This window comes from Bifidobacterium sp. RTP21102st3_E2_RTP21102_210122, assembly GCF_040916945.1.
Taxonomy (GTDB): domain Bacteria; phylum Actinomycetota; class Actinomycetes; order Actinomycetales; family Bifidobacteriaceae; genus Bifidobacterium; species Bifidobacterium longum.
In genome coordinates this window covers 147,126-171,611 of the sequence record NZ_JBCPAN010000007.1, presented here as the reverse complement: position 1 = coordinate 171,611, position 24,486 = coordinate 147,126, and the positions used below count along the sequence as shown (strand labels likewise).

The 24,486-nt window shown below is 60.2% G+C and carries 22 protein-coding genes; 8 read left to right on the top strand and 14 right to left on the bottom strand.

The features are described 5' to 3' along the window. Window positions 1-60: 60 nt before the first annotated feature. Window positions 61-339, top strand: coding sequence for an Arc family DNA-binding protein (locus tag AB5287_RS09195; RefSeq protein ID WP_007054812.1), 279 nt, complete (start codon window positions 61-63; stop codon window positions 337-339). A 9-nt stretch (window positions 340-348) separates the two neighbouring features. After that, the gene (locus AB5287_RS09190) at window positions 349-768 is read left to right on the top strand and encodes a type II toxin-antitoxin system VapC family toxin (RefSeq protein ID WP_368221087.1); all 420 of its coding nucleotides are present in this window, start codon (window positions 349-351) and stop codon (window positions 766-768) included. Window positions 769-820: 52 nt separating this feature from the next. On the opposite strand, the gene AB5287_RS09185 is transcribed toward AB5287_RS09190, so the two are convergent. Beyond that, entirely contained in the window at window positions 821-3,124 is a 2,304-nt protein-coding gene (locus AB5287_RS09185) for an ABC-F family ATP-binding cassette domain-containing protein (protein WP_368221086.1), read from the bottom strand. 47 nt (window positions 3,125-3,171) lie between these two features. Next, window positions 3,172-3,900 carry a type 1 glutamine amidotransferase gene (locus AB5287_RS09180; protein ID WP_007054810.1) on the bottom strand — a complete coding sequence of 243 codons (729 nt, stop codon included), beginning with the start codon at window positions 3,898-3,900 and terminating at the stop codon, window positions 3,172-3,174. Window positions 3,901-4,118: 218 nt separating this feature from the next. Here AB5287_RS09180 and cysS point away from each other — a divergent pair, with 218 nt between their 5' ends. Continuing rightward, complete coding sequence (cysS, locus tag AB5287_RS09175) at window positions 4,119-5,768, top strand: cysteine--tRNA ligase (RefSeq protein ID WP_007054809.1); 1,650 nt, start codon at window positions 4,119-4,121, stop codon at window positions 5,766-5,768. Between the two features lie 18 nt (window positions 5,769-5,786). Here cysS and AB5287_RS09170 read toward each other — a convergent pair whose 3' ends face one another. Further along, window positions 5,787-6,695 carry a cation transporter gene (locus tag AB5287_RS09170; protein WP_007055692.1) on the bottom strand — a complete coding sequence of 303 codons (909 nt, stop codon included), beginning with the start codon at window positions 6,693-6,695 and terminating at the stop codon, window positions 5,787-5,789. Between the two features lie 304 nt (window positions 6,696-6,999). Here AB5287_RS09170 and ffh point away from each other — a divergent pair, with 304 nt between their 5' ends. From ffh to rimM, 5 genes are all read left to right on the top strand, one after another. After that, entirely contained in the window at window positions 7,000-8,652 is a 1,653-nt protein-coding gene (gene ffh / locus AB5287_RS09165; protein ID WP_022527326.1) for a signal recognition particle protein, read from the top strand. Between the two features lie 76 nt (window positions 8,653-8,728). Continuing rightward, window positions 8,729-9,838: an endonuclease/exonuclease/phosphatase family protein gene (locus tag AB5287_RS09160; RefSeq protein ID WP_007054807.1), complete on the top strand. Its 1,110-nt coding sequence runs from the start codon at window positions 8,729-8,731 to the stop codon at window positions 9,836-9,838. A gap of 232 nt (window positions 9,839-10,070) precedes the next feature. After that, window positions 10,071-10,532 carry a 30S ribosomal protein S16 gene (gene rpsP, locus AB5287_RS09155; protein ID WP_007054806.1) on the top strand — a complete coding sequence of 154 codons (462 nt, stop codon included), beginning with the start codon at window positions 10,071-10,073 and terminating at the stop codon, window positions 10,530-10,532. 20 nt (window positions 10,533-10,552) lie between these two features. Further along, entirely contained in the window at window positions 10,553-10,786 is a 234-nt protein-coding gene (locus AB5287_RS09150) for an RNA-binding protein (RefSeq protein ID WP_007051427.1), read from the top strand. A gap of 22 nt (window positions 10,787-10,808) precedes the next feature. Beyond that, entirely contained in the window at window positions 10,809-11,432 is a 624-nt protein-coding gene (gene rimM, locus AB5287_RS09145) for a ribosome maturation factor RimM (RefSeq protein ID WP_196024799.1), read from the top strand. Window positions 11,433-11,554: 122 nt separating this feature from the next. Here rimM and AB5287_RS09140 read toward each other — a convergent pair whose 3' ends face one another. The 11 genes from AB5287_RS09140 to mtnN all read right to left on the bottom strand — a co-directional run bounded on the left by AB5287_RS09140 (window position 11,555) and on the right by mtnN (window position 24,411). Further along, window positions 11,555-12,607, bottom strand: coding sequence for a nucleoside hydrolase (locus tag AB5287_RS09140; RefSeq protein ID WP_368221082.1), 1,053 nt, complete (start codon window positions 12,605-12,607; stop codon window positions 11,555-11,557). 91 nt (window positions 12,608-12,698) lie between these two features. Beyond that, on the bottom strand, window positions 12,699-13,562 hold the full coding sequence (locus tag AB5287_RS09135) for an aldo/keto reductase (RefSeq protein WP_013140228.1): 864 nt from the start codon (window positions 13,560-13,562) through the stop codon (window positions 12,699-12,701). 65 nt (window positions 13,563-13,627) lie between these two features. Next, window positions 13,628-15,898 (bottom strand): DUF2207 domain-containing protein, encoded by a 2,271-nt coding sequence (locus AB5287_RS09130; RefSeq protein ID WP_196019480.1) that lies wholly within the window; start codon window positions 15,896-15,898, stop codon window positions 13,628-13,630. 63 nt (window positions 15,899-15,961) lie between these two features. After that, window positions 15,962-16,540, bottom strand: coding sequence for a LemA family protein (locus AB5287_RS09125; protein WP_007054801.1), 579 nt, complete (start codon window positions 16,538-16,540; stop codon window positions 15,962-15,964). Window positions 16,541-16,836: 296 nt separating this feature from the next. After that, window positions 16,837-17,616 (bottom strand): phosphate ABC transporter ATP-binding protein PstB, encoded by a 780-nt coding sequence (gene pstB, locus AB5287_RS09120; RefSeq protein ID WP_007054799.1) that lies wholly within the window; start codon window positions 17,614-17,616, stop codon window positions 16,837-16,839. A gap of 52 nt (window positions 17,617-17,668) precedes the next feature. Beyond that, entirely contained in the window at window positions 17,669-18,667 is a 999-nt protein-coding gene (gene pstA, locus AB5287_RS09115) for a phosphate ABC transporter permease PstA (protein ID WP_008782854.1), read from the bottom strand. Beyond that, window positions 18,667-19,620 (bottom strand): phosphate ABC transporter permease subunit PstC, encoded by a 954-nt coding sequence (gene pstC, locus AB5287_RS09110; RefSeq protein ID WP_007055708.1) that lies wholly within the window; start codon window positions 19,618-19,620, stop codon window positions 18,667-18,669. Before pstC ends, pstA begins: the two co-directional genes overlap by 1 nt. A gap of 210 nt (window positions 19,621-19,830) precedes the next feature. Further along, a complete protein-coding gene (gene pstS, locus AB5287_RS09105) occupies window positions 19,831-20,964 on the bottom strand; it encodes a phosphate ABC transporter substrate-binding protein PstS (RefSeq protein WP_014485891.1) in 1,134 nt (377 codons plus the stop codon). A 248-nt stretch (window positions 20,965-21,212) separates the two neighbouring features. Continuing rightward, window positions 21,213-21,917, bottom strand: a complete 705-nt coding sequence (locus AB5287_RS09100; protein WP_032747128.1) for a response regulator transcription factor — start codon at window positions 21,915-21,917, stop codon at window positions 21,213-21,215. A gap of 198 nt (window positions 21,918-22,115) precedes the next feature. Further along, complete coding sequence (locus AB5287_RS09095; RefSeq protein ID WP_117646676.1) at window positions 22,116-23,447, bottom strand: cell wall metabolism sensor histidine kinase WalK; 1,332 nt, start codon at window positions 23,445-23,447, stop codon at window positions 22,116-22,118. A gap of 250 nt (window positions 23,448-23,697) precedes the next feature. Further along, window positions 23,698-24,411, bottom strand: a complete 714-nt coding sequence (gene mtnN, locus AB5287_RS09090) for a 5'-methylthioadenosine/S-adenosylhomocysteine nucleosidase (RefSeq protein ID WP_007051439.1) — start codon at window positions 24,409-24,411, stop codon at window positions 23,698-23,700. Window positions 24,412-24,486: the final 75 nt, after the last annotated feature.

The window sequence follows — 24,486 nt, the reverse complement described above, 5'->3', positions numbered from 1 at the left end:
ACTGCAAGCAAAACGACAGCACCTCATGCTAGCATTATGACAGCAACAAGGAGGTGCATCATGGCAACATTGACCATCCGAAAAATACCCGATGAGCAGATTCAGCAGCTCAAAGAAGTGGCTGAGAAAAACAACCGCTCCATGGAATCTCAGGTGCGATCCATTCTTGAAGAATGGCTGGCTGGCACGGTGGCGCATGAAATCACGCGAAAGACCAATTTCTATGACGAGATCCGCGAATTCATGAAGAACATGGATTTTGAGGGACTCGACAAGGGGGAACTCCCACTATCCGAGCGAAATTCCGCCGATTCCCGACCGCCAGTATCTTTTGAATAGGAATCGGCCATGATTATTCTGGACACCAACGTCATCAGCGAAATCATCAAGAAACAGCCAGACGAACACGTTGCCAATTGGCTGAGGAACCAAGATACAAGCAATTTGGCAACCACCGCCATCACCGTCGCCGAGTTGTTGGCCGGAATATGTCGCATGCCTGAAGGCAAACGACGAAAGTACACAGATACGACCGTCAAGCTGGCGCTTATGACATTAGAGGACAGAACGTTCGCATTTGACACTCAGACAGCTGCGGATTATGCCCATATCCTTGTCGAACGCGAACACAGGGGCACACCTACCAGTATTCAAGACGCCATGATTGCGGCAATTGCCTGTTCCTGGGATGCGGCCATAGCCACGCGCAATATCAAGGACTTCGAAGGTACCGACGTGGAATTGATTAATCCGTGGGAGTTTGCATAGCGGGAGGCCCCGGCAAACTGCCGAGGCCTTGTGAACGTTACGGTTTCTCCCGCTACTCCAATTGTTCGGAGAGTTCGAGCCATTCGGCTTCGAGATCATCGCTTTCAGTATTGACGGCGGTGAGTTGTTCATTGAGCTTGTTGAGACCCTCGTAGTCGCTCGGGTCATGGGCGGCCATCTGCGCCTCGAGATCGGCCTTCTGCTCTTCAAGCTTAGCGAGCTTACGTTCGATGGCATTCACGCGCTTGGATGCCTCGTGGAAGGCCTTGCCGGTGAGCTTCGAGGTGGAGTCCTCACCGTTATTGGCTCCCTCTGACGAGGGAGCTATCCGCGAAGCGGACTGAGGGAGAGATGCGGCAGCGTTGACGGCGGCCGCCTTACCCTTACCAGACTTCGCCGAGCTGCTACCGGTGCCCGCGAAGCCAGGCGTGTCAGCCGGCAATCCCTTGCCGTTCTTAATAGCCTCAACCATATCGAGGTAGTCCTGCACGCCGCCGGGCAAGTGACGTACTTTGCCGCCAATCAGCGCGAACTGCTGATCGGTGACGCGCTCCAGCAGGTACCGGTCGTGGGAGACCACAATCAACGTGCCCGGCCAAGTATCGAGCAGGTCTTCCATCACGGCGAGCATATCGGTGTCCAGATCGTTGCCGGGCTCGTCCATGATGAGCACGTTCGGCTCGTCAAGCAGAATCAGCAGCAGTTGCATGCGGCGCTTCTGACCACCGGAGAGATCGCGGATCGGCGTCATCAGCTGGGCGGATTCGAAGCCGAGACGCTCCATCAACTGTCCCGGCGTCACTTCCTTGCCATCCACAATGTAGCTCGGCTTATAGCGGGAAAGCACTTCCTTGATCTTGTACTTGCCGAGCTTCTCCAGCTCATCGAGGCGCTGCGAGAGCACCGCGAACTTCACCGTCTTGCCAATGTTCACATGGCCTGCGGTCGGGGTGAGTGTGCCATCAATCAACTTAAGCAGCGTGGACTTGCCGGCACCATTCGCACCGACGATGCCGAAGCGGTCGCCCGGGCCAATCAGCCAAGTCACATCGTCAAGAATCTCGCGGCCGGAAACCGTCACCTTGCGTGCAGCCGAGGTGACACCGGCTGCAGCAGTGTCATCATCCGAATCCGTTGCAGCAGTGTCATCATCCGAATCCGTTGCAGCAGTGCCACCGCCGATGGTTTCACCACCCGTGTTCATGCGACGAACCTCGCGATCGTCAGCAAGCTGCGGATTGCCGCTCTCAGCCTCGGCCTTCTTACGCGCTTCCTCAGCGGACTCGACGGCTTCCGGCACGCCGGCGTCCACCAGGCGCGGGTCAGTCATGTCGGTGACCGCCACCTCAACGGAACCATGCAGCTGCGGCTCGGCGTACATGGCGTTGACCACATCCACGCGGGAAGCGGACGCGGAGAGCGCCGCCACATCCGGGTCGATATCGGCCATGCCCTGCGGTTTTTCGAAAATCTGCGTCACGTCGACCAAATCGACCACCTGTTTGCCGAGACGGGAGGTGGCCATTTGCTTCAGTTCAAGTGTGTTACGCATCGGCGGCACATCGGCAATCAATTCGCGTGCGGCCTTGACGTGGAACTTCTGCTTGGTGGAGCGGGCACGAGCACCGCGGGAAAGCCATGCGAGCTCCTTGCGAGCCAGATTGCGGCGCTTGGTTTCGCGCACATCGGCTTGGCGATCGCGTTCCACGCGCTGCAGCATATATGCGGAATAGCCGCCCTCGAACGGCTCGATCACGCCATCGTGGACTTCCCACATCGATTCGCAGACCTCGTCCAAGAACCAGCGATCGTGGGTCACGAGCAACAGAGCGCCCTGGCCTTTGGACCAGCGGTTCTTCAGATGTTCGGCGAGCCAGTGGATGGTGACCACATCAAGGTGGTTAGTGGGCTCGTCAAGCGCGAGAATATCCCAATCCTTGAGCAGAAGTCGAGCCAAATCGGCGCGGCGACGCTGGCCGCCGGACAAGGAGCCGACCTTGGCATCCAGACTCATGCCGCCGAGCAATGCCTCGACGATTTCACGGGAAGTGTTATCGGACGCCCATTCGTAGTCGGCGCGGCCTTCGAGCGCGGCCTGACGGATGGTGGCGTTGTCGTCGAGCGGATCGCGCTGGTCAAGCATGCCGAACGTGAGTCCGCCGCGCTTCGTCACGCGGCCGGAATCCGGCTCCTGGGTGCCGCAGAACAGGTGCAGCAACGTGGATTTGCCGTCGCCGTTCTTGCCGACGATGCCGATGCGGTCGCCCTCGAAAACACCCTGCGTCACATCAGTGAAGATGGTTTTGGTGGCGAAAGCGAGCGAAACGTGTTCCAGTCCAATGTCATAAGTCGGCATGACTCACCAATGTAGCGCCACGCTTGCCCAGCGGCGGCCCACAAACGTTATTTGTTCAGCGTCTGAGCGTAGGAGTTGCAGCGGGCCGCAAAACCGGAGAACACTTGCTCGGCGAGCGGTTGCAGTAGCTGGTCGTATTGGGCGAACTGCTCGCGCAATTGGGACTTGGAACCACCCGCGGCCTTGAGATCCTTGACCATGCTCGGCTCATCCAGCCATTCGTCCAGCAGCGAGCCGCACACTTCCAGGTGGAACTGCATGCCCAGCGCGGATCCCAGTCGGAATGCCTGCACCTTGGTGGAAGACGAACGCGACAGCAGCTGGCCTTCCGCGGGCAGGCCCACCACGTCGTTATGCCAGTGCAGCACTGTCAGCTGCTTATCCCACATGGAGAAGAAGTCATGCTTGTCCACACGCTTGATCGGCGCGAACCCAATCTCCGGCGCATCGCCCTTGCGCAGCTGCGCACCAAGCGCAGTGGCGATAATCTGATGCCCCAGGCATACACCGAGAATCGGCTTGCCTGAAGCCACGGCGGCACGCGCCAACTTGGCTTCTGCCTTCAGCCCCGGATACTTATCGTAATCAAGCGCGCCCATAGGCCCACCCATGATTACCACGCCAGCCAGTTCGCCGAAATCAGGCAAGTCCGGTTTCTTTTTGTCGACGATATTCATCGTCACCGTCTCAAGACCGATGTCCTCGAGGTTCGACAATATGCGTCCCGGGCGTTCCCATGGGACATGTTGCAAAATGAGCACTTGTGGTGTGGCCATGACTTCTATTGTGGCACGAGCGTTCCCCGTTTGCGTAACGAGCAGGGCAAATCCATGAATCTCGCAGTTTCCGCAGCGGTCAAAGACGTGTTCTCGCGAGACTGTTGTCCCGCTTCTCATCCGTCTGTCACCTCGTTCGGGCCCCACCTGTGAAGCGTTCATCAAACTCTTCGAGTAACGATTCAGCATGTCTGGTTCGGACCCTACGCTTGAGTGTTATGGGAAACAGCCAAGAACCGCAGGATTTCAACATTTCCGTCATGCCTTCAAGCCTGACGCCAGTGCATGTTGCCAAGGCCGCAGAAGGCCTGAATCTGTATGACACCGCCTCGCACCAGGTCAGCCATTTCGTGCCGCTCAAGCCGGGCGAAGTCGGCATTTATGTGTGTGGCGCGACTGTGCAGTCGTCACCGCATATTGGCCATATCCGTGCCGCCGTGGCGTTCGACATCGTGCGCCGCTGGTTTTTGAAGCTCGGCTACAAAGTCACTTTTGTGCGTAATGTGACCGATATCGACGACAAGATTCTCGTTAAGGCCGCGGCCGCAGGCCAGCGTTGGTGGGCCCGCGCCTATTACTACGAGCGCGAATTCACCGAGGCATACAACACACTCGGCGTACTGCCGCCCACCGTGGAACCTCGCGCCACCGGCCACATGTCGGACATGATCGACCTGATTCAGCGCATTCTCGACAACGGACACGGCTATGTGGTCACGGATGCGGACGGCAAGCCCACCGGCAACGTGTACTTCGATGTGGCATCCTGGCCGCATTACGGCGAACTCACTCACCAGAAGCAGACCTCCGAAGTCGATGAGGCCGCCGCCGTGGCCGACCGCATGGGCCCGTCCGTGGACGCCACCGGTGCCGACAAGTACAATCCGGTCGACCCGGCCGATGCCTCCCCCGACAAGCATGATCCGCGTGATTTCGCCCTGTGGAAGGCTCCGAAGGACACCGATCCCGAGGACGCCCGTTGGTCGACGCCGTTTGGCGTGGGCCGCCCTGGCTGGCACATCGAATGCTCCGCCATGTCCCACCGTTACCTGGGCGATGGCTTCGACATTCACGGCGGCGGCTTGGATCTGCGCTTCCCCCACCACGAAAACGAAATGGCTCAGACCCGTGCGGCCGGCTACCCCTCCGCTGCGCGCTGGATGCATTCGGCATGGGTGACCGCCAAGGGCGAGAAGATGTCGAAGTCACTGGGCACCGGCCTGTCCGTGCCGAGCGTGTTGGCTGAGCATTCCGCTTGGGTGGTGCGTTACGCCCTGGGCTCCGTGCAGTACCGGTCGATGCTCGAATGGTCCGATCAGGCGCTGGTCGAGGCGCAGGCCGCATACGACCGCGTCTCGAACTTCATCGAGCGTGCCGGTGTGGCGCTGGGTGGACAGCCTTCTCGCGAGGAAGTCACTGCCGTCTCCGCCGACGATTTGCCCGCCGATTTCGTGGCCGCCATGAATGACGATGTCAATGTGTCTGGTGCAACCGCCGCGATCTTCACCGCCATCCGTTCCGGCAATACGTTGCTTTCACAGCTGGCTGACCGCGCCGATTCCGAAACCGCCAAGGCCGAGGTGCGTGAGGCGCTGCTCGCCGTGCGTGCCATGCTCGACACCTTGGGCCTGGACCCGCTGGCCGAACCGTGGGTGTCCGCCGGCGCTGCCGGCGGTGCCGCTGATGGCACGGCCGAGTCGCCCGAGCATGCAGCGCTGGAGGCACTGATCGCCGAACAGCTCAACGCCCGTGCCGAAGCTCGCAAGGCCAAGGATTTCGCCAAGGCCGATCAGATTCGCGACGCCCTGACCGAGGCCGGCATCGCCATCGAAGACGGCCCGCAGGGTTCCACTTGGAGTCTGAAGTAGTCGCTTCAAACCCATCAATCAGTCAAACACGAAGTCCACGTCCACGATGTGCAGGCGCTTGCTGAGCTCCTTTTCCAGCGAGCGCTTGCATTCGATGAGGTCAGCTACATCAATGGTTTCGCCGATGCCGCTCAGATACACGTCAACGGTGTAGTTCATACCGGTCTTGAAGATCAGCGTCTGCTCGTAGTCGGTGTTGGCAGGCAGATGGCGCTGTGCCTCGGCCTCCACGTAGGCGTTGGTTTCATCGTCGTCATGCACGCCGCCGACCAATTCCACGAACGCCTCTTTGAGCACGCTGAACGGCTCCTTGATGGTCAATGCCACCAAAGCCACGGTGATGAAGAAATCGCCGGTGTAGTGCAGGAAGTCAAGCGGACCGCCGGCCGGTAGCAGCATCAGGAAGATGGCAACTACGCCGATGCCGAACGACATCGATCCGTCGACCAACGTGCTCTTGCACTCGGCGGTGAGCATGGTGCTGGAATCGCCGATGGATCGGTTGGAGCGCCGGTAATACGTGTATAGGCTGAAGCACACGATTACGGTCAGGATCTCGTAGATGACCACCGGGCCGGTTTCAATGCGTTCGCCGGACCCGAACACGAAGTAGTCGTACGCTACTCGGCACACGTCAATCAGCGAATACACCAACAACGACATGGTGAAAATGGCCTTGCAGATCGCGTAGATAGGTTCCAGTGCGAACATGCCATTGGGGAAGCGCTCGGTGGTTCGCACCGTGCGCGACGAGAGGTACACCGCCACCATTCCGGACAGGACGGAAATCGCGGTGAAGGAGAAGTCGAGGAACATGGCCTTGAGACCGGTCATGAAGAACACGGCCATGCCGGCTAAGACCTGCAGCACGTTGATGACGATACCAACGATCAGGGCTTTGCGTTCGAGTAGTTTTTGGGTGGGCATCAGTGGGCCTTCCTTATTGCACGGCATGTCTGCGTTGGCCCGAACGTCATGGTTCGGAGCGCACGGCAGTCTGCGTATAAGCGGTGTCCAGCGATTTTCAAAACAGCGTAAGTATTCCAAAAAACACAGGATTCTTTACGGTTTCCATGGTATCGGAAGCACTCGATTGGCTTCGCCACGAGCGGACGGCACGGCATTTGCCGTCTGAATGCCCAACATCCCTGACTACTACGCGGCACATTCCCCGAAAAGCGTCGTCCCCAACACCGCAATTTCCCGCGTGGCGGCTAGACTGTTGCCCATTATGGCAGCTTTTTCATCTTTGACAGACAGACTCTCGAATGCGTTCAAGCATCTGAAGAGCAAGGGCAAGCTTTCCGAGGCGGATATCGACGGCACGATCCGTGAAATCCGCCGCGCGCTGCTCGACGCCGACGTGGCGCTCGACGTGGTGCGTTCCTTCACCGGCAAGGTGCGTGAGCGTGCACTGGGCACCGAGGTGTCCGACGCACTCAACCCCGCCCAGCAGGTGGTGAAAATCGTCAACGAGGAGCTCACCGACGTGCTCGGCCAAGGCGTCGACCGTCCGCTGAACTTCGCGAAGAACCCGCCGACGATCATCATGCTCGCCGGCCTTCAGGGTGCCGGTAAAACCACGCTGGCCGGCAAGCTCGGCTACTGGCTCAAGGATTCCGGCCACACGCCGCTGCTGGTGGCGGCCGATTTGCAGCGTCCGAACGCGGTGACGCAGCTGCAGGTGGTCGGCGAACGCGCCGGCGTGCCCGTCTATGCTCCCGAAAAGGGCGTCCAATCCGATGGCGGCGAGGCCGTCGCAGCTCCGGGCCAGACCTCCGGCGACCCGGTGAAGGTGGCCCGCGATTCCATCGAACTCGCCAAGCAGAAGCTCTACGACACGGTGATCATCGATACCGCCGGTCGTCTGGGCGTGGACGAGGAGCTGATGAAGCAGGCTCGCGACATTCGCGATGCCGTGCGTCCCAACGAAATCCTGTTCGTCATCGACGCGATGATCGGCCAGGACGCCGTCAAGACCGCCAAGGCCTTTGACGAAGGCGTGGACTTCACCGGCGTGGTGCTCTCCAAGCTCGATGGCGACGCCCGCGGTGGTGCCGCGCTGTCCGTGGCGTCCGTGACCGGCAAGCCGATCCTGTTCGCCTCCAACGGTGAGGGCCTGAAGGACTTCGAGGTCTTCCACCCGGACCGCATGGCCTCGCGTATCCTCGACATGGGCGACATCATGACGCTCATCGAGCAGGCGCAGAAGCAGTTCGATGAGGAAGAGGCCCGCAAGGCCGCCGAGAAAATCTCCGAAGGTTCCTTCGGCCTGGACGACTTCCTTGATCAGCTGCAGCAGGTGCGCAAGCTGGGCTCAATGAAGTCGCTGCTCGGCATGATTCCGGGCATGGCCCAGCACCGCAAGGAACTCGAGCAGTTCGATGAGAGGGAAATCGACCGCACCGAGGCGATTATTCGCTCGATGACCCCGGCCGAGCGCCGCGATCCGTCGATTATCAATGGTTCCCGCCGCGCCCGTATCGCCTATGGTTCCGGCGTGACGGTTTCTCAGGTGAACGCTTTGCTGCAGCGTTTCGAGCAGGCCGCAAAGATGATGAAGCGCATGTCCAATCGTGGCGGCATGGGCGGCGGCATCCCCGGCTTCGGCGGCCCGGCTATGGGCGGCGGCAAGAAGAAGGGCAAGAACAAGAAGAAGGGCGGCAAGTCCGGCAATCCGATGAAGCGCGAGGCCGAGGAGAAGGCATTGCGCGATAAGCTGGCCGGCAAGTCCTCCGGTTCGACCGGCGGTTCCGCCTTCGCCAAGAAGCCACAGAACCCGGCCCTGCCCGCTGGCCTTGAGCAGATGATGGGCAACGTCGACGGTGGCACTGAACTGCCGCCGAACCTCGGCGGAGGCCTTGGCGGACTGTTCGGTCGCTGATCTCACAATTTGGCTCCCCTCGCAGAGGGGAGCCAAATTATATCTCGGTTCAATTTATATTTCGAAAGGAACTTCCATGACGACAATCCTCAGCGCGGTGGCAATCATCGCACTGTTATGGACGACCTTAAGCGCGCTGCCCGCCGGTCTCGAGGCCCGTATGCCGCTTCCGTACATGATTGCCCTGACGCCGCTGTTGTGGGTTCCTTTGATGATTCTGGCTGCGGTCGCCGCATGGCAACATGAATGGACTGCGATGTCGTTGCTTATTGTGGTCGCGCTGATTGCCAGCTCACAGCGCATCAACTACTGGGGTACGTCAATCGACCCGGCCGGGAAACGCAAAGAATCCCACCGTGAAACAGCCCGTGAAACAACTTCGCCGACGCTGTCAAAAAGCCATAACAGCAATACATCGGGTACCTCAAACACTCCGAAGGAAGGGCCCGAAACCATCTCCGATGGACACTGTGAAACAACGCGTGAAACACTCTCGCCCCAGTTCTCGGTTATGACGATGAATTGTCGATACGGACGCGCCGACGCCGCTGAAATCATTCGCAATATTCGCGAACGCAATATCAGCGTATTGGCCTTGCAGGAAGTCACCGACGACCTCATCACACGTCTTACCGAAGCCGACATCAACGAACTTCTCCCCTACCATCAGTTCGGAGACGCCAAAGAGACCGATAATGGCGGATTCAACGTGATCTATTCCCGCTACGAGCCGAGCGCAGCGGTGCCCAACGTGGTCTCCATCCCCGCCGCCGACGTTCCCGCCATCACCCTCAAAACCTCCGGTAATCGCACGGTGACGCTTTGTTCGGCTCACCCGAAATCGCCGATGCGCGGCTGCGCGGATTGGTCGGCCGGCATTCTGGGTCTGCGAGAACTCGCCCGTGCAAAATCCGTCAGCAATCGCAATATCGTCGTCGTTATGGGCGATCTCAACTCGAGCACCGACCATCCGAGCTTCCGCGCGTTGCTCAAGTCCGGATTCAAGGACGCAAGTCTGATTCAAGCCGCCGGCCCGAATCTCACCTTCCCGAGCTGGCTCAAGTGGCCGCGCATCGAGCTGGATCACGTGCTGTTCACTCCCGGGCTCAAACCGTCCGGCGTGAAGTCGTTTGAGGTCGAGGGCACTGATCATCTGGCCCTGACCGCAACGCTTGCACTGCGATAGCCGGCATTTTCGCGATACATTCCCCGGAATGTTGCGCAACGGGGAACGCGCACCACACCGCAACCACAGTGCGCCACGCCCAGTCCGGCCCTGTGCGCTATAATAGGCCAGTTATTCGCGCGCGCGTGGCGCCCTCTACACCCCGAGCCGCGAGGACACGTGGATTCCGGACGGCCATGCCCCACATGGCAAACCGAGAACCCGCACACCTAGCATTACAAGGAGAGCCATTTTGGCAACCAAGATTCGTCTGAAGCGACAGGGCAAGAAGTTCTACGCCTTCTACCGTGTGGTGGTCGTCGATTCCCGCAAGAAGCGTGACGGCAAGGTCATCGAGGAGATCGGTACCTACAACCCCAACACCCAGCCCTCGACCATCCAGATCAAGTCTGATCGCGCTCAGTACTGGCTCGGCGTTGGCGCTCAGCCGTCCGAGCCCGTCTTCAAGCTGCTGAACATCACCGGCGACTGGCAGAAGTACAAGGGCCTTGAAGGTGCCGAAGGCACCCTGAAGACCGTTGAGGCTGGCCCGGACGCCGAGGCCCGCATCGCGGCCGTTGAGGACCAGGCTCAGAAGCTGAAGGCCGCCAAGTCCGAAGCTGCTGCCAAGGCCAAGGCTGAAGCCGAAGCCGCTGCCGCCGCTGAGGAAGCCCCGGCTGAAGAGGCCGCCGAAGAAGCTCCGGCTGAGGCCTGAGCGGAAACGAAAGGCTAGCTATGCTTGCACAAGCTGTGGAACACCTCATCAAGAACATCGTTGATTTTCCCGACGATGTTTCCGTCAAGTCTCATGAGAACGCGCGCGGCGAACTGCTTCGCGTACGCGTGAACCCGGAAGACATCGGCCGTGTGATCGGCCGTGGCGGCCGCACCGCCAACGCGATTCGCACCGTGATTCAGGCACTGTCTGACCACAAGGTCCGCGTTGACATCATGGACGTCCGTCGATAACCGATAAGGAACGATTCACAGCATGGCACAGCAAGACATGCACGACGACCCTCAGCAGCTCGAGTTGCTGAGGGTCGCTCGTATTGGCCGCGCACAGGGCCTGAAGGGCGAAGTCACCGTGCGCCTGTACACCGATGATCCCGAGTGGCGCTTCGAGCCGGACTCCGTGCTCTACAGCCAGGATGGCGAGACCGAGTACATCGTCGAGGGCTCGCGCACGTTCAAGGATCGTTGGATTCTCAAGCTTGAGGGCGTCGACGACCGCAATGCCGCCGAGGCCCTAAACGGTGTCGAACTCTACGGCGAGGCCGACGATGCGGAGGACATGCTCGAGGCCGACGAATGGTATCCCAAGGATCTTATTGGCCTTGAGGCCCGTCTAGTCGAGGGCAACGGTCTGGGACTGCCCGCCGGCCAAGTGGTCGGCAAAGTGGTGGATGTGATCGACTCCCCCGCCCAATCCCTGCTCAAGATTCGTTTGACCGAGCCGGTGGTAACCGGCCAGAATTCCAAGGGCGAGGATGTGGTCGAAAAGACCGCGTTGGTCCCGTTCGTGGAGGCCTTGGTCCCCGACATCGATCTGGAGGAGCAATATCTCACGCTCGATCCGCCCGGCGGCCTGATTCCGGGCTGCGGCGTGATCTGACACATAGGGGGGCGCTGCGCATGCAGCGCCCCCCTATGTTCTGTCGGTTCCCGAAAAGGCGCTCCACGCCGTGGGTCATATCCATCCACGGCGTGGAGCGGACCGGACGGCCGCCGTCCGCGTCACCGGGCCGCCGCGGTGACGCGGGTCATGAAACGGCCGAGGAATTCCGGCACATCGACGCCCAAGGCGACCTGCGTGTGTTTGTCGGGGTCCTGAAGCCGTGAACGATCGCCGATGGTACGGCCTCGGAACGGGCCCTCGAGATCGACTTGCAAGTTGAACCCGAAGGTCGTGACCAGCGATGGGTCGAGCGCGGCGGCCACGGCCAGCGGGTCGTGCAGTCCACATCCGCGAATCTCCGGCTGGTTCTTCAGGTAGAAGTCGATGTAGTAGTCGGTCATGGTGACGAGGAAGTCGCCGGCCTGCGTCCCCAGAGACGCCCATTCATGGGCTTTCTCGCGGGTGAGCGCGGTCTGGTGGGTCACGTCGAGGCCGATCATGGTGGTGCGTGCGCCACACTTGAACAGATAGTCTGCTGCCTCTGGGTCTTGGGAGATGTTCGCTTCGGCGGCCGGGCTTACATTGCCGGGCAATGTGAGGGCGCCGCCCATCAACGTCACGTTCACACCGGAATCCTTCAGGTCCGGAGCGTTGCGGAATACGGTGGCCATGGTGGTCATCGCGCCCGTAGGTACGATGGTCAGGTCCGGGCCGTATTCGCGCGCGGCGGTGATGATGAAATCGACCGCCGAGCCTGGTGCTTCCGGAGCGCGCGGGGAGTCGGGGATGATTGCGCCGCCGATGCCGTTGGAATGGTGGACCGCCACCGAGCCGGGAGTTGGTGACCACGAAGCGTCCGTTTGCCAGCCGTCCGCGCCGCCGTTCTGCCAGCGCGCGTAGGCCTGGGCCCGCTCGTCTGGTGTGGTGCCACGCATTTTCGGCAATGTTGCCGGGGCGATGGGATGGTCGACTCCGGGATAGACCGGGACATCGTCACGCCCGAACAAGTGCACCACCGCCAGCGCGTTGTGCGCGGCCAGGGGCACCGCGACATTGCCGTAGGTGGCCGTGATACCGATCAGATCGATCTCGTCGGCACTGCCTAGGGCATATGCGATGGCGAGCGCGTCATCGATGCCGGTATCGAGGTCGAGGATGAGTTTTTTGCGCATGACGGTTCCTTCAAGACGAATCAATCCTCCCGAATTTGTGACGTTAAGCCAACGTCAGCGGCACAAATTCGGGAGGATGGGGAATGGGCAATCAGCCGAGCTTGGCGAGCTCTTCGGGGGTGAGCTCGAGCTGGTCGGCCTTGAGGGAGTCAAGGATGGTCTCGGGGTGGTGGGCGCCGGGAATCACGAACATGTGGTCGCCCTTGGCGAGCTCCCATGCCAGCACGACCTGCTGGTAGCTCACGCCGTGGGCCGCCGCGACCTCGCGGAACGGGTCGAACTTGGTCTCATCATAGGGGTGACGGTAGCCGCCGAGCGGGCTCCAGCACACGAAGGCCAGACCGACCTTGGCACAGTAGTCGAGCGTGTCCTGGGTCTCCAGGTGAATCGGCGAGTACTGGTTCTGCACGGCCACGAGCTTGTCGCCCAGAATGCCGCGCGCAATGTCGATTTGCTCGATGGAGGCGTTGGAGATACCGGCCTCCTGCGCCACGCCCTCGTCCACCAGCTGCTTGATGGCTTCGACGGACTCGTTGTACGGCACCTTCGGGTCCGGGCGGTGGAAGTACAGCAGGTCGATGGTGTCCACGCCGAGCGCCAGTGCGCTCTCCTTGCCGCGCCGAATCAGGTTCTCCGGGCGACCGTCCACATCCCACGTGGGGCGGCCGTCGGTGAAGTTGCGGAAGTGGCCCACCTTGGTGGCCACCAGCACCTCGTCCTTCGGCCCCTTCCAGGTCTCAAGGGCCTCGCGCACCAGCTTTTCACCGGTCTGTTCTTCGCCGCCGGAGCAGTAGTAGGCCCAAGCGGTGTCGATGTGGCGGCAGCCGGCGTCCAGCGAGGCATGCAGGGTTTCGATGCCGACCTCGTGGCCGCGATTGTTTTCGATGGTCAGCGGCATTTCGCCGTGGCCGATGGCGGTGGTGGAGAACGGTCCGAGGTTACGGAACAATGCCATGGTGATTCCCTTCAACAGTAATGAGACGGTCTGTGTCCGATTCCAGCGTAAGCAGAACGCTGGATTTACCGCCCGCCGAACGAGCCGCCACCCGAACCGCCGAACGAGCCACCGAAACCGGAGCCGCCACCCGAGCCGAAGCTGGAGAAATCGCCACCGGAATCGGCGGATGGTGCTGCCGCGCTGATGGTCGAGCTGATGTCAGCGAGTCCGGAGTTCAGCTGCGAGCCGAGGTCGGAGAATCCGCCGGCAAACGATGTGCCTCCGTAAGCCGGAGCTGGGCCGCTAATGCCCGGGTCCATCTGCCCGGCAGCATCGTGGTCGAACGGACCATTATGGCGGTGGCTGTACCAGCCATACGGGCGGTAGTTCCAGTAGAACAACGAGTTGGAGGCGTTGGCATCCAGCCAAGCCGGGTCGTTGACCTGAGGATATGCTTTGGCCAGTTCACGCATCACGCGATCGGAAATGCCAAACGCGGCGGCGTAGACCATATACCAATCCCACAAGGCCAAATCGGCGGTACCCCGGTCGGTGAAGTTGGAGAAGTCTTCCATATAACGCTTAAGGCCCAGAGTCCGGCCGGCGATATCCTGCCCTTGATCAGTGAGCACGGTCATCGCGCCGGCCATCGAGCAGAACAGTCCGACCAGGAATATCGGCAGCCCGATAAGACCAGCCACCGGGTATCCGATAAAGCTGTTGGCCAGCAGCGAACCAAATCCCAGCACGGCGGCCAATACGCCGGGTAGGATCCATTGCCAGCCCACAGAGCGCGTGGCACCCAGCCGCTGGTATTCCATGCTGCATGCACCGGTGAATTTGCCGAGCTCAATATAGCCGTCTTGCCAGTTCTGGCAGGTCGCCTTCATCTGGTTCAGGTCGAATACCGGGCTGCCCACGCGCTGAGAAATGACGATGAGCAGGTTCAGCAGCGCATCTTCCGATTCGCTCAATCCCAACTGTTGCGCGTTGGGTGCCTCATCAATGGCGAGCGGCAGAATCACGATGGTGCTGGTGATGCCTGCCGCATACTGCTTGCCTTGGTCGGCGGCAATCATTTGGCTCAAGCCCACCGGCGTGGCCTGGCTCATGTCGATGCCGCGATACATGTCCGACGGCCCCGGATAAATGGCGATGGCCTTCTTGACGGCGAGCGACAGCATGGTGGCGGTCAGCTGGCGGTCTTCATCGGATTGGCGCGTCGACGGATCGACCACGCGAATCAGACGGGCTGCGGAAGCCGGACTGATGCCGGGCTGGTCGCGCCAGTATTCGACGCTGCCACTGTATTGCGCACGCCGGTTGCTGGAGATCACAGCCCAGATACCCCACGCGCACAACGCGATGCCGAGCACGATGCTGACAATCCAGAACACGAGACGAGCTCTGGCAGCGAATCGTTGCTTGTCGAGCCAGCGCTGCTGTTGCTTATATTCGTCCTGTTTCAGGTCCTTGAGATGATTGCCGGTTCCCTTGCGGGCGATGCCCTTGGCTTTGGCGGCATCGAACGCCGCGACCACATCGAGGTAGTCGCCATTGTGGATGTTGTAGGCCGTGAACGTGTAGCTGCCGTCGCTGTTGCGCTTGGTTTCCGAGGTGCGCTCGGTGTGCAGCCATGTCCATGAGGTTTTGCCGGTGATGCCGTTGGGGAAATGGACGGTGCCGGTGACCGTGCCGATAGGCACTTGGTTCTTCTTGCCGAACGGCTCCCATTGGAAGGAAGCCACGTCTTTCCATTTGGTGGCCACATCGTGCATGGTGAAGCTTACATCGAACTTCATGCTGTCGGCCTCGGTGGTGACCGGAATATTCCAGCCGATCTCCACGGTTGTGTCATCTTCGGTGGCGGAGGCGCTGGGCTTGAGGCCATCGGTACCGGGCGTGTATGCCTTTGGATGGTCGCTGCCATCGCTCACATCGGCGACATACCAATGGTTGGCGTAGTCGCTGTTCCATTCCTTGTCGGAAGAGACGTCACTGGGCAGCTTGGGCTCGCTCTGTTGTGCGTAGTCGATGCCGTCGGTGACGTTGCGCACGCTGATATCGCTGATATCAGTCAAGGTGCCGGAGTTCAGCGTGTATTGCTGGAACAGCTGCTTCCACGGCTTGGTGTTGTCGTCACTGTCGGTACGCTCACGCATCTTGACGTCGATATGCTGCGTGACCTTCAAATCACCGTTCGCGGTGGCGGTCACGTCATAGTCCAGCGTGCGGTAGCTGAGGTCGGCCGAATCGCCGAACGCGGAAGTCCCGATTATCGCCAAGGTGATAACTGCCAACACCACCGTGGCAACAATGCTGATGATTCCGGCGCGAATGAATCGTATCCGCATATCTTCCCTCTCTTAAGACAATACGGGCCCGGCCGGCGGCTTACCGGACGGGCCTGAAGCGGGTCAGAACTGGACCTGTGGCACCTGACGGGAAGCGTCATCGGCCTCGAAGTATTGCGCCTGCTCAAAGTGGAACAGACCGGCGATGATGTTCGTCGGCACGGTTTCGATGGCGGTGTTGAGCTTCAGGACCACGTCGTTGTAGAACTGACGGGCGTAGGCGATCTTGTTCTCCAGTTCCTTGAGCTGGTTCTGCAGATCCATGAAGTTCTGGTTGGCTTGCAGCTGCGGATATGCCTCAGCCGTGGCTTGCAGGTTGAACAGGGCGCGGGACAGCTGGTTTTCGGCGGCGGCGCGCTGAGCAGTGGTCGTGCTCGGGTTGCTGGCCGCAGCCACTACGCCGGCGCGGGCGGCGGTCACCTGAGTGAAGACTTCAGACTCGTGGGATGCGTACCCCTTGACGGTATTCACCAGGTTCGGGATGAGGTCGGCGCGCTGCTTCAACTGCACGTCGATTTGCGCCCAACCGTTCTTCACACGGTTCTTCAGCGTCACCAGGTTGTTATAGGCGCTGACGCCCCAACCAATCAAGACAACGATAATAACGACAACGACGATGCTGACGATCAGACCAGTACTCACCTATGCTCCTTTGCTGGACCTTGCTGTGACCATTCTTCCACACTCGCACCGTAAACAGAAGATTCATCACAGAGTATTCATCGTGCGGACTTGTCTTGTACCGCTTTACCCGCCGTTCTCCCGTCGATCGACCGAAGCGGGAAGTCGCCGCCCAGTCTGACGAAGTATTCCAGCTCGCTCCGTTACGAGAACGGTAATACTCGGCAATACTCGCGCTGAATATGCGAAAGCCCGCCTTGCGACGGGCTTTGCCGTTTCTCCTACGCACAAATCATTACGCTGCGCGCAGGAAACGATCAGCCGAACCTTCCAGAGATGTAGCGCTCGGCTTCTTCGTTTTGCGGGTTGTTGAACATCGTGATGGTGTCCGCGAAGTACTCGAGGTGACCGGGCTGGCCCACTGCCTTCAGGTTGAAGAAGGCGGTGTAGTCGGCGATACGGGCGGCCTGCTGCATGTTGTGGGTCACGATCACGATGGTGTAGTCGCTCTTGAGCTCGTTGATCAGATCCTCGACAGCCAAGGTCGAAATCGGGTCCAAGGCGGAGCAGGGCTCATCCATGAGCAGCACCTGCGGGTGGACGGCCACGGCGCGGGCGATGCACAGACGCTGCTGCTGGCCACCGGACAGGCCGATGCCAGGGTTGTCAAGACGGTCCTTGACCTCTTCCCAGAGGTTGGCACCGCGCAGAGCCCACTCGACCAGATCGTCGGCGTCGGACTTGGCCAGGTGGTGGTTGTTCAGGCGCACACCGGCCAGCACGTTCTCACGGATGGACATGGTCGGGAACGGGTTCGGTCGCTGGAAGACCATGCCGACGTCGCGGCGCACGGCCACCGGATCCACGTCCTTGTCGTACAGGTTCTTGCCTTCGAGCAGCACCTCGCCCTCGACGTGAGCGCCAGGGATGATCTCGTGCATACGGTCCAAGGTGCGCAGCACGGTGGACTTGCCGCAGCCGGACGGGCCGATGAAGGAGGTGACCTTGTTCGGCTCGATGTTGATGTTCACATCTTCCACGGCCAGAAAGTCGCCGTAGTAGATGTTTTCGTGGTTGACGTCAATACGTTGTCCCATGATGTTTCCTTATATTTCCTTGTGTTCTTAAGGCTTAGGCTTAGCGACTGGCTTAGCGTTCGGTCTTGACGGCGAAGACCTTCGCCACGATTCGGCCAATGAGGTTCAGCAGCAGCACGATGACGATCAGCACGAGAGCCGCAGCCCACGCACGTTCCATCGGAATCGTGGTCACGCAGGTGGCGTCGGCGTTGGGCGGGCAGTTCGCGCTGAGCTTCGAGTACTCCTGGTAGACGAACACCGGCAGGGTGGTCATCTGGCCGGAGAACAGGTTCACGTTGGTGCTGGAGATGTAGCCGGCGGTCATCAGCAACGGTGCGGTCTCACCAATCACGCGGGCGATGGCCAGAATGGCACCGGAGACGATGCCCGGCAGAGCGGTGCGCAGCACGATCTTGGTAATCGTGCGCTGCTTGGTAACGCCCAGAGCCAAGGAAGCCTCACGCAAATCGTTCGGCACGATCTTGAGCATTTCCTCGCTGGACTTGACCACGGTGGGCAACATCAGCAGGGAGAGAGCCACGGAGCCTTCGAAACCGTTGATGGTACCGGGGCCCAGCAGAATCGTGAACATCGAGAAGGCGAACAGGCCGGCCACGATGGACGGGATGCCGCTCATCACGTCGACGAGCAGGGAGACCGTGGTGGCGAGCTTGCCGCGGTTCGAGTATTCGACCAGGTACACGGCGCACATCAAACCGATCGGAATGGAGATAACCATAGCGCCAGCGGTGATTTCGAGAGTACCGATGATGGCGTGCAGCACACCGCCGTAACCACCGGACGGGGTCTGGTTACCACCGACCACACCGGTCATGTTGTAGCTCAGGAAGTTCAGGTTCAGGCGCTTGATGCCGTTGACGATAGTGGTCCACAGCAGGGAGATCAGCGGGATGCAGGCGATCACAAACGCCACCGCGATCAGGACCCACATGAAGTGGTCCATGATATTACGGCGCTGGATGGCGGAACGGGTCGGGCGGAAACGATCGAAGTCGATTTCGGGCGCGCCGTCCATCGGAGTCTTTTCAGTGTTCTCAGCAGCAGTCATCACGCAGTCGCTTTCTCGGTAAGCTTACGGGCGATGAAGTTGACCACGAACGTGATCAGGAACAGAATCAGACCAGTTCCGATCAGCGTGGAGACGCCCAGATCGTTGGCTTCAGGGTACTGTGCGGCAATATTCGCGGCGATGGTCTGGTTCTGCGAGGCCTGCAGCAGCTTGATGGAGTAGTTGAGGCCCGGGGACAGGATCATCAACACGGCCATCGTCTCACCAAGCGCGCGGCCGAGAGCCAGCATGGAGGCGGACACGATACCGGACTTGCCGAAGGGCAGCACGGCCAGACGAATCATCTCCCACTTGGTGGCGCCGAGCGCCAGCGCGGCCTCTTCGTGCAGGCGTGGGGTCTGCATGAAGATATCGCGGGACATGGAGGTGATAATCGGCAAAATCATAACGGCGAGCACCACAGCCACGGTGGCGACGGTGCGCGGCGGGTTGGCGGCCGGGCCCTCGAACAGTGGAATGAAGCCCAGGTGGTTGGCAACCCAGTTCCAGAACGGGTAGATGGCCGGCACCAGAATCAGGCCGCCCCACAAACCGTAGATAACGGACGGGATGGCAGCCAGCAAATCGACCACATAGCTCAGCGCGGTGGCGAGCTTCTTAGGCGCATAATGCGAAATGAACAGCGCAATGCCGATGGACACGAAGAAGGCAATCAGCAGTGCCAGCAAAGACACGAGCACAGTACCGAACAACAGCGGGAGCACGTAGCCCCAGAAGCTGCTGGCCTTGCCGCCGGTAAAGCTGGACACGGTCTGGCTGTTGGCGGCCTGATCGCCACCGATGAGTGGCCAGGCGCGGAAGAACAGGAACAGGAACACAGCGGCAAGTACAACCAGGATCAGGATGCCGCAGGCGTATGCCACACCGCGAAACACCTTGTCGGCGGTCTTGCCACCAACTGGCTGCACAGCCGTTTTGTCTTGCGAACTCACGGATTCTCCTTATATAGGGTGGTTATCAAGTATTCAAGTGGTGCGGTTTTCGTCTGTGACGTTGCCAAACCGTTCGGGTCCTGACCCGCTTTAAGCCGCAGCCGTATGGTTTACGACTGCGGCTTAAAGTTGGCGGCGACTGCTCTTACTACTACAGTCTATCGTTCAGTTGTCAGGTCCAGTCCACACGACCCTTGCGGGCCGACGTCATCACTTGGTCTTGATGGCCTCGATGGACTTGGTGATCTCGGACTTCAGGGAGGAGGGCAGCGGAGCGGTGCCGGCGGCATCCTGAGCGGCCTTCTGGCCCTCGTCGGAGGTCACGTAGGTCAGCCAAGCCTTGGCGAACTCAGCCTGCTTGGTGTCCTTGTAGGCCGGGCAGACGATGTCGTAGGAGACCAGGACGATCGGGTAGGCGCCCTCGGCCTCGGTGGCGTGGTTGATCTTGATGACGATGCGGTTGTCACCCTTAACGGTGTCGTCCTGCTTGGAATCCCCAATGACCTTGGAGCCGGCCTCGGCGGAAATCTCGTTGTACTTGTCGCCGACCTTGACGGCCACGGTGCCCAGGTCGCCGACCTGAGAGAAGTCAGCGTAGCCGATGGTGCCGTCGGCCTGCTTGACGGTGGAGATCACGCCGGAAGTGCCCTTGGCACCCTGGCCAACCTCGTTCGGCCAGTTCTCGGAGAGGTCGTAGGTCCAGTTGTCAGGGGTGACGTCCTTGAAGTAGGAGACGAAGTTCTGGGTGGTGCCGGACTTATCGGAGCGGTGCACCACGGTGATGGCGGTGTCGGGCAGCTTCAGGTCCTTGTTCTGATCGGCGATGGCCGGATCGTTCCACTTGGTGATCTTGCCGTCGAAGATCTTGGCGATGGTGGCAGCGTCCATGTTGATGTGCTTGCCGGCATCGGAAACGCCCTTGAGGTTGAAGACCACGGCGATCGGGGAGATGTAGACCGGGACATCGAAGGCGGTGCCTTCAGTGCACACGGACTTGGACTGCTCAACTTCGTCATCGGCAAGGGCCTTGTCGGAGCCGGCCCAAGCGGTGGCACCGGTCAGGAAGGTCTGCACGCCAGCGCCGGAACCGGACGGGTTGTAGGCGATCTTGGCCTCAGGGTTGGTGCCCTGGAAGCCGGCGATCCAGGCTTCAACGGCGGCCTGCTGAGAGGAGGCGCCGGCGCCCGAGAAGTTGCCGGAGATCGGGGTGGACTTGGAAGTGGAATCGGAGGAGGAGCTGTTGTCGGTCGTGGCGGCAGTGTTATCGCCGCAGGCGGCCACGGAAGCGAGCATCACAATGCCGGACAGAGCGGCAATGGAGCGAACGAGGATGTTCTTCTGCATGATTATTACTTAATCCCTCTATCAACTATTCGCGGGCGGCTCAGCGCTGCCCGGTCAATTCATGACAACTACAAGCGTATTGGTGGTTTCAAGGGCCCAAAACCGAAATCAGTAAACAGAAGATGAACACTTGGATGTTTGTGGGCTACGTTGAGGCTACGTAGTTTTTGGAGCGGGCTCGCCTGCGGCGAGTCCACAGCGAGCCCACAATCCACAACAAAAAAGGCGACCCGAAGGCCGCCTTCCATTTACTCCGCGGGAGTATCGATCTTGTATCCGAGACCGCGCACGGTAGTCAGATACTTGGGGTGCGCCGGATCTTCCTCGATCTTGGAGCGCACGCGCTTGACATGCACGTCGAGCGTCTTGGTGTCGCCCACATAATCCGAACCCCAGATGCGGTCGATCAGCTGGTGACGCGTCATCACACGGCCCTTGTTCTGCATGAGGTATTCGAGCAGTTCGAATTCCTTGAGCGGGAAGAACACGGCTTCGCCGCGTACGGTGACCTGATGCTGGCCAACCTGCATGGCGATATCGCCACACACCAGCGGAATATCGTCATCCACAGTGCCGGAAGCCTGGGCAGTGGCCTGATTGCGACGCATCACGGCACGAATACGTGCCAGCAGCTCACGGAAAGAGTACGGCTTGGTCACATAATCGTCCGCACCAATCTCAAGGCCAACGACCTTATCGATTTCGGCGCTCTTGGCGGTGAGCATAATAATCGGCACACGGCTCTGCTCACGAATGCGGCGGCACAGTGCAGTGCCGTCAATGCCCGGCAGCATCAAATCAAGCAGCACCAAATCGATGCCGCCCTTGGTGAACAGTTCCAGACCTTCCTCGCCAGTGGCGGCGGCGGACACGTCGTACCCCTCGCGTGTGAGCTGGTATACCAGCGGCTCGCGATAGGATTCCTCGTCTTCGACGATAAGAATGCGTGTCATAGTAGCCTTTCTTGGGTATGTTCCCGTGCGCATAGGCGCAAAGTTTTCCGACATTATCGTAACCATTTGTTCTCCGTTAGCCTGCTGTTTCCCGAAAGTACGTAATTGCGTAATTGGGCTACGCGCGGTGTGCGCACCTCGCCCACTGTGTGATTGTGTGGCAATGGAATGGCACCATATCGGGCACCAACCAAGGCCCTACGCTTGTGTCGACTCGTCCGGCCGGACCTCGTCGTCATCCTCATCCGGGGCGGCCGGCAGCTCGATGGTGAACGTCGACCCCTCCCCCGTACGCGACCAGACCGAAATCCGACCGCCGTTCTCCTGCACGCAGTGCTTGGTGATGGCCAAGCCGAGTCCCGAACCGCCGGTCTCGCGCGAACGGGCCGGGTCGACCCGGTAGAACCGCTCGAAAATGCGGTCCAGCGATTTGGCGGGGATGCCGATGCCCTGATCGACCACGCGGATGGTGACTTTGCCATCGCGCTCCCCCACACCGACCGCCACAGTGGTGTGTTCGGGCGAGTAATGGATGGCGTTCTCTACGAGGTTCTTGACGGCGGTTTGCATGGCCTCTTTGTCGGCCTTGATCATCGGACCGTTCGTGGCTGGGCTGCCTGATTCTTCCAAGGAACCTTCGCCATCGGCCAGCTCCTCGACCTTCGTGGGCACTGACTGTCCGTTGACACTCAGTCGGATATCCACATGGCGGGAGTCGGCTTGGGTCTGATTGGCGGCGATGGCGGCGCGTGCCACATCCAGCGCGGAAATGCGCCGCGCATCGATCACGCTTTGCGGGCTTTGGGCTTTCTGCAAGTCGATAAGATGATGCACCAGTTCGGTCAGGCGCGCGGATTCCTTGGAGATACGGCCGGAAAAATACCGTACGGCGTCCGGATCATCGGCGGCGTCGGTCACGGTTTCGGCCAGTAGCGCGATGGCACCGGCCGGAGTCTTGAGTTCGTGCGAAACGTTGGTCACAAAGTCACGGCGGACGGCCTCGAAACGGCGCTGCTCGGACATGTCGTTGATGAAGATGGCGTACAGGTCATCGCCGATATCGCCAATGCGCACACGCAAATACAGCGTGTTGGACGGGCGTGACTGGCCGGCCTCCAGTCCTCGGCCATTAGAGGACGGATAGGAATTGCGATTGATCGGCAGCTGAACCTCACGCTCACGCATGCCACCGTCGGCGGCGGCCTGAGTGAGGATGTCCTCGACTTCACGCGAGTTGAGTCGGTCGCCGGAGACTAGGCCGAATGGCACTGAGCCGGGGCTTGAATATTGGACCAGACCGTTGCGGTCGGTGACGATCAGGGCTTCGGGCAGGACTTCAATCAGGCGACGCTCGGTGGGGCGCACGGGCGCATCATCACCGAATAGAGAATGCGTATCCTCGTCTCCGGACAGGTCCTGTTCGGCGGCGAGCCGGCCTGAAACGCGGCCTTTGTTGTAGGCGATGACGGCAACCCACACCAGTATCAGCGCGGCGAGCACCACAATCACGACGATCTGCCAGATATCCATGATTTCCAGAGTAAAACGTGCGAGGCGTAGTGAGATGCCTAAACTACGTAAGTTCGTCTATTGTTCATTTTTGGCGGGACGACATAACAAAATGCTCCCGCTGGCGGGAGCATAATATGGGGAGCTCTATTTACAGCTCGTAGTCCTTGTCCTTGCTTTCCTTGATCAGGAACAGAGCGAGCAGAGCGAGGGCAGTCATGATGGCCATGTACCAGCCCACACCGGCAACGCCGAACTTGGAGGTGACCAGTTACAGGCGCTTGACGATGTCGACAGCCAGACGGGCGGCGGTATCGGCGTATTCGGAGATGTCGAACTCCTTGAATACCTCGTAATCGGTGTCGGCGTTGTCGGAAAGGGCACGAATCACCAGTGCCGGCACGTTATTGCGGGCGGCGACCTGTGCCACGGCGGCGCCTTCCATCTCCACGGCGTCAGCCCCGGTGAGTCGGATGACCTCCTCGACCTTTTGGGGCGTGTCCACGAAGTAGTTGCCGGAGGCGATGATGCCGGTGATGTGGGTAATGCCCGCATTGGCAAGCGCCTCGTCGGCGACTTCCAGCAGACGGTCATCAGAGTGGAATTCCTCCACCGGAGCGTCCGCCGTGCCGGGCTTCCACTGGCCTACGAGCCGCATGTCAGTGTCGAGGTAGCGCAGGGTGCCGCCGAGCACCACGTCGTTGATGTGCAGGTGGGTGTTGAGGTTGCCGGCGATGCCGCTGAAAATCACGGCGTCCGGGGCAATCTCGTCAATCAGCAGCTGCGTGGTGGCGGCCGCATTGACCAGTCCCATGCCGCCTACCGTTGCGGCAACCTTGATGACGTCAGAACCGAAGGAGTCGACCGTGCCGGACACGATGTCAAGGCTGCCCTTGGCGGTGTGCGTCACATGCGTGAGCGATTTGGCGATCAGCGCCACTTCCTCATCCAATGCGCCAATAATAGCTACAGTTTTCATACCCATACGTAAGTTCCTTTCACAACACTTTCGGCTCCCCTTGTCAGGGGAGGTGGCCGCCGAATGGCAGGCTGAGGGGTA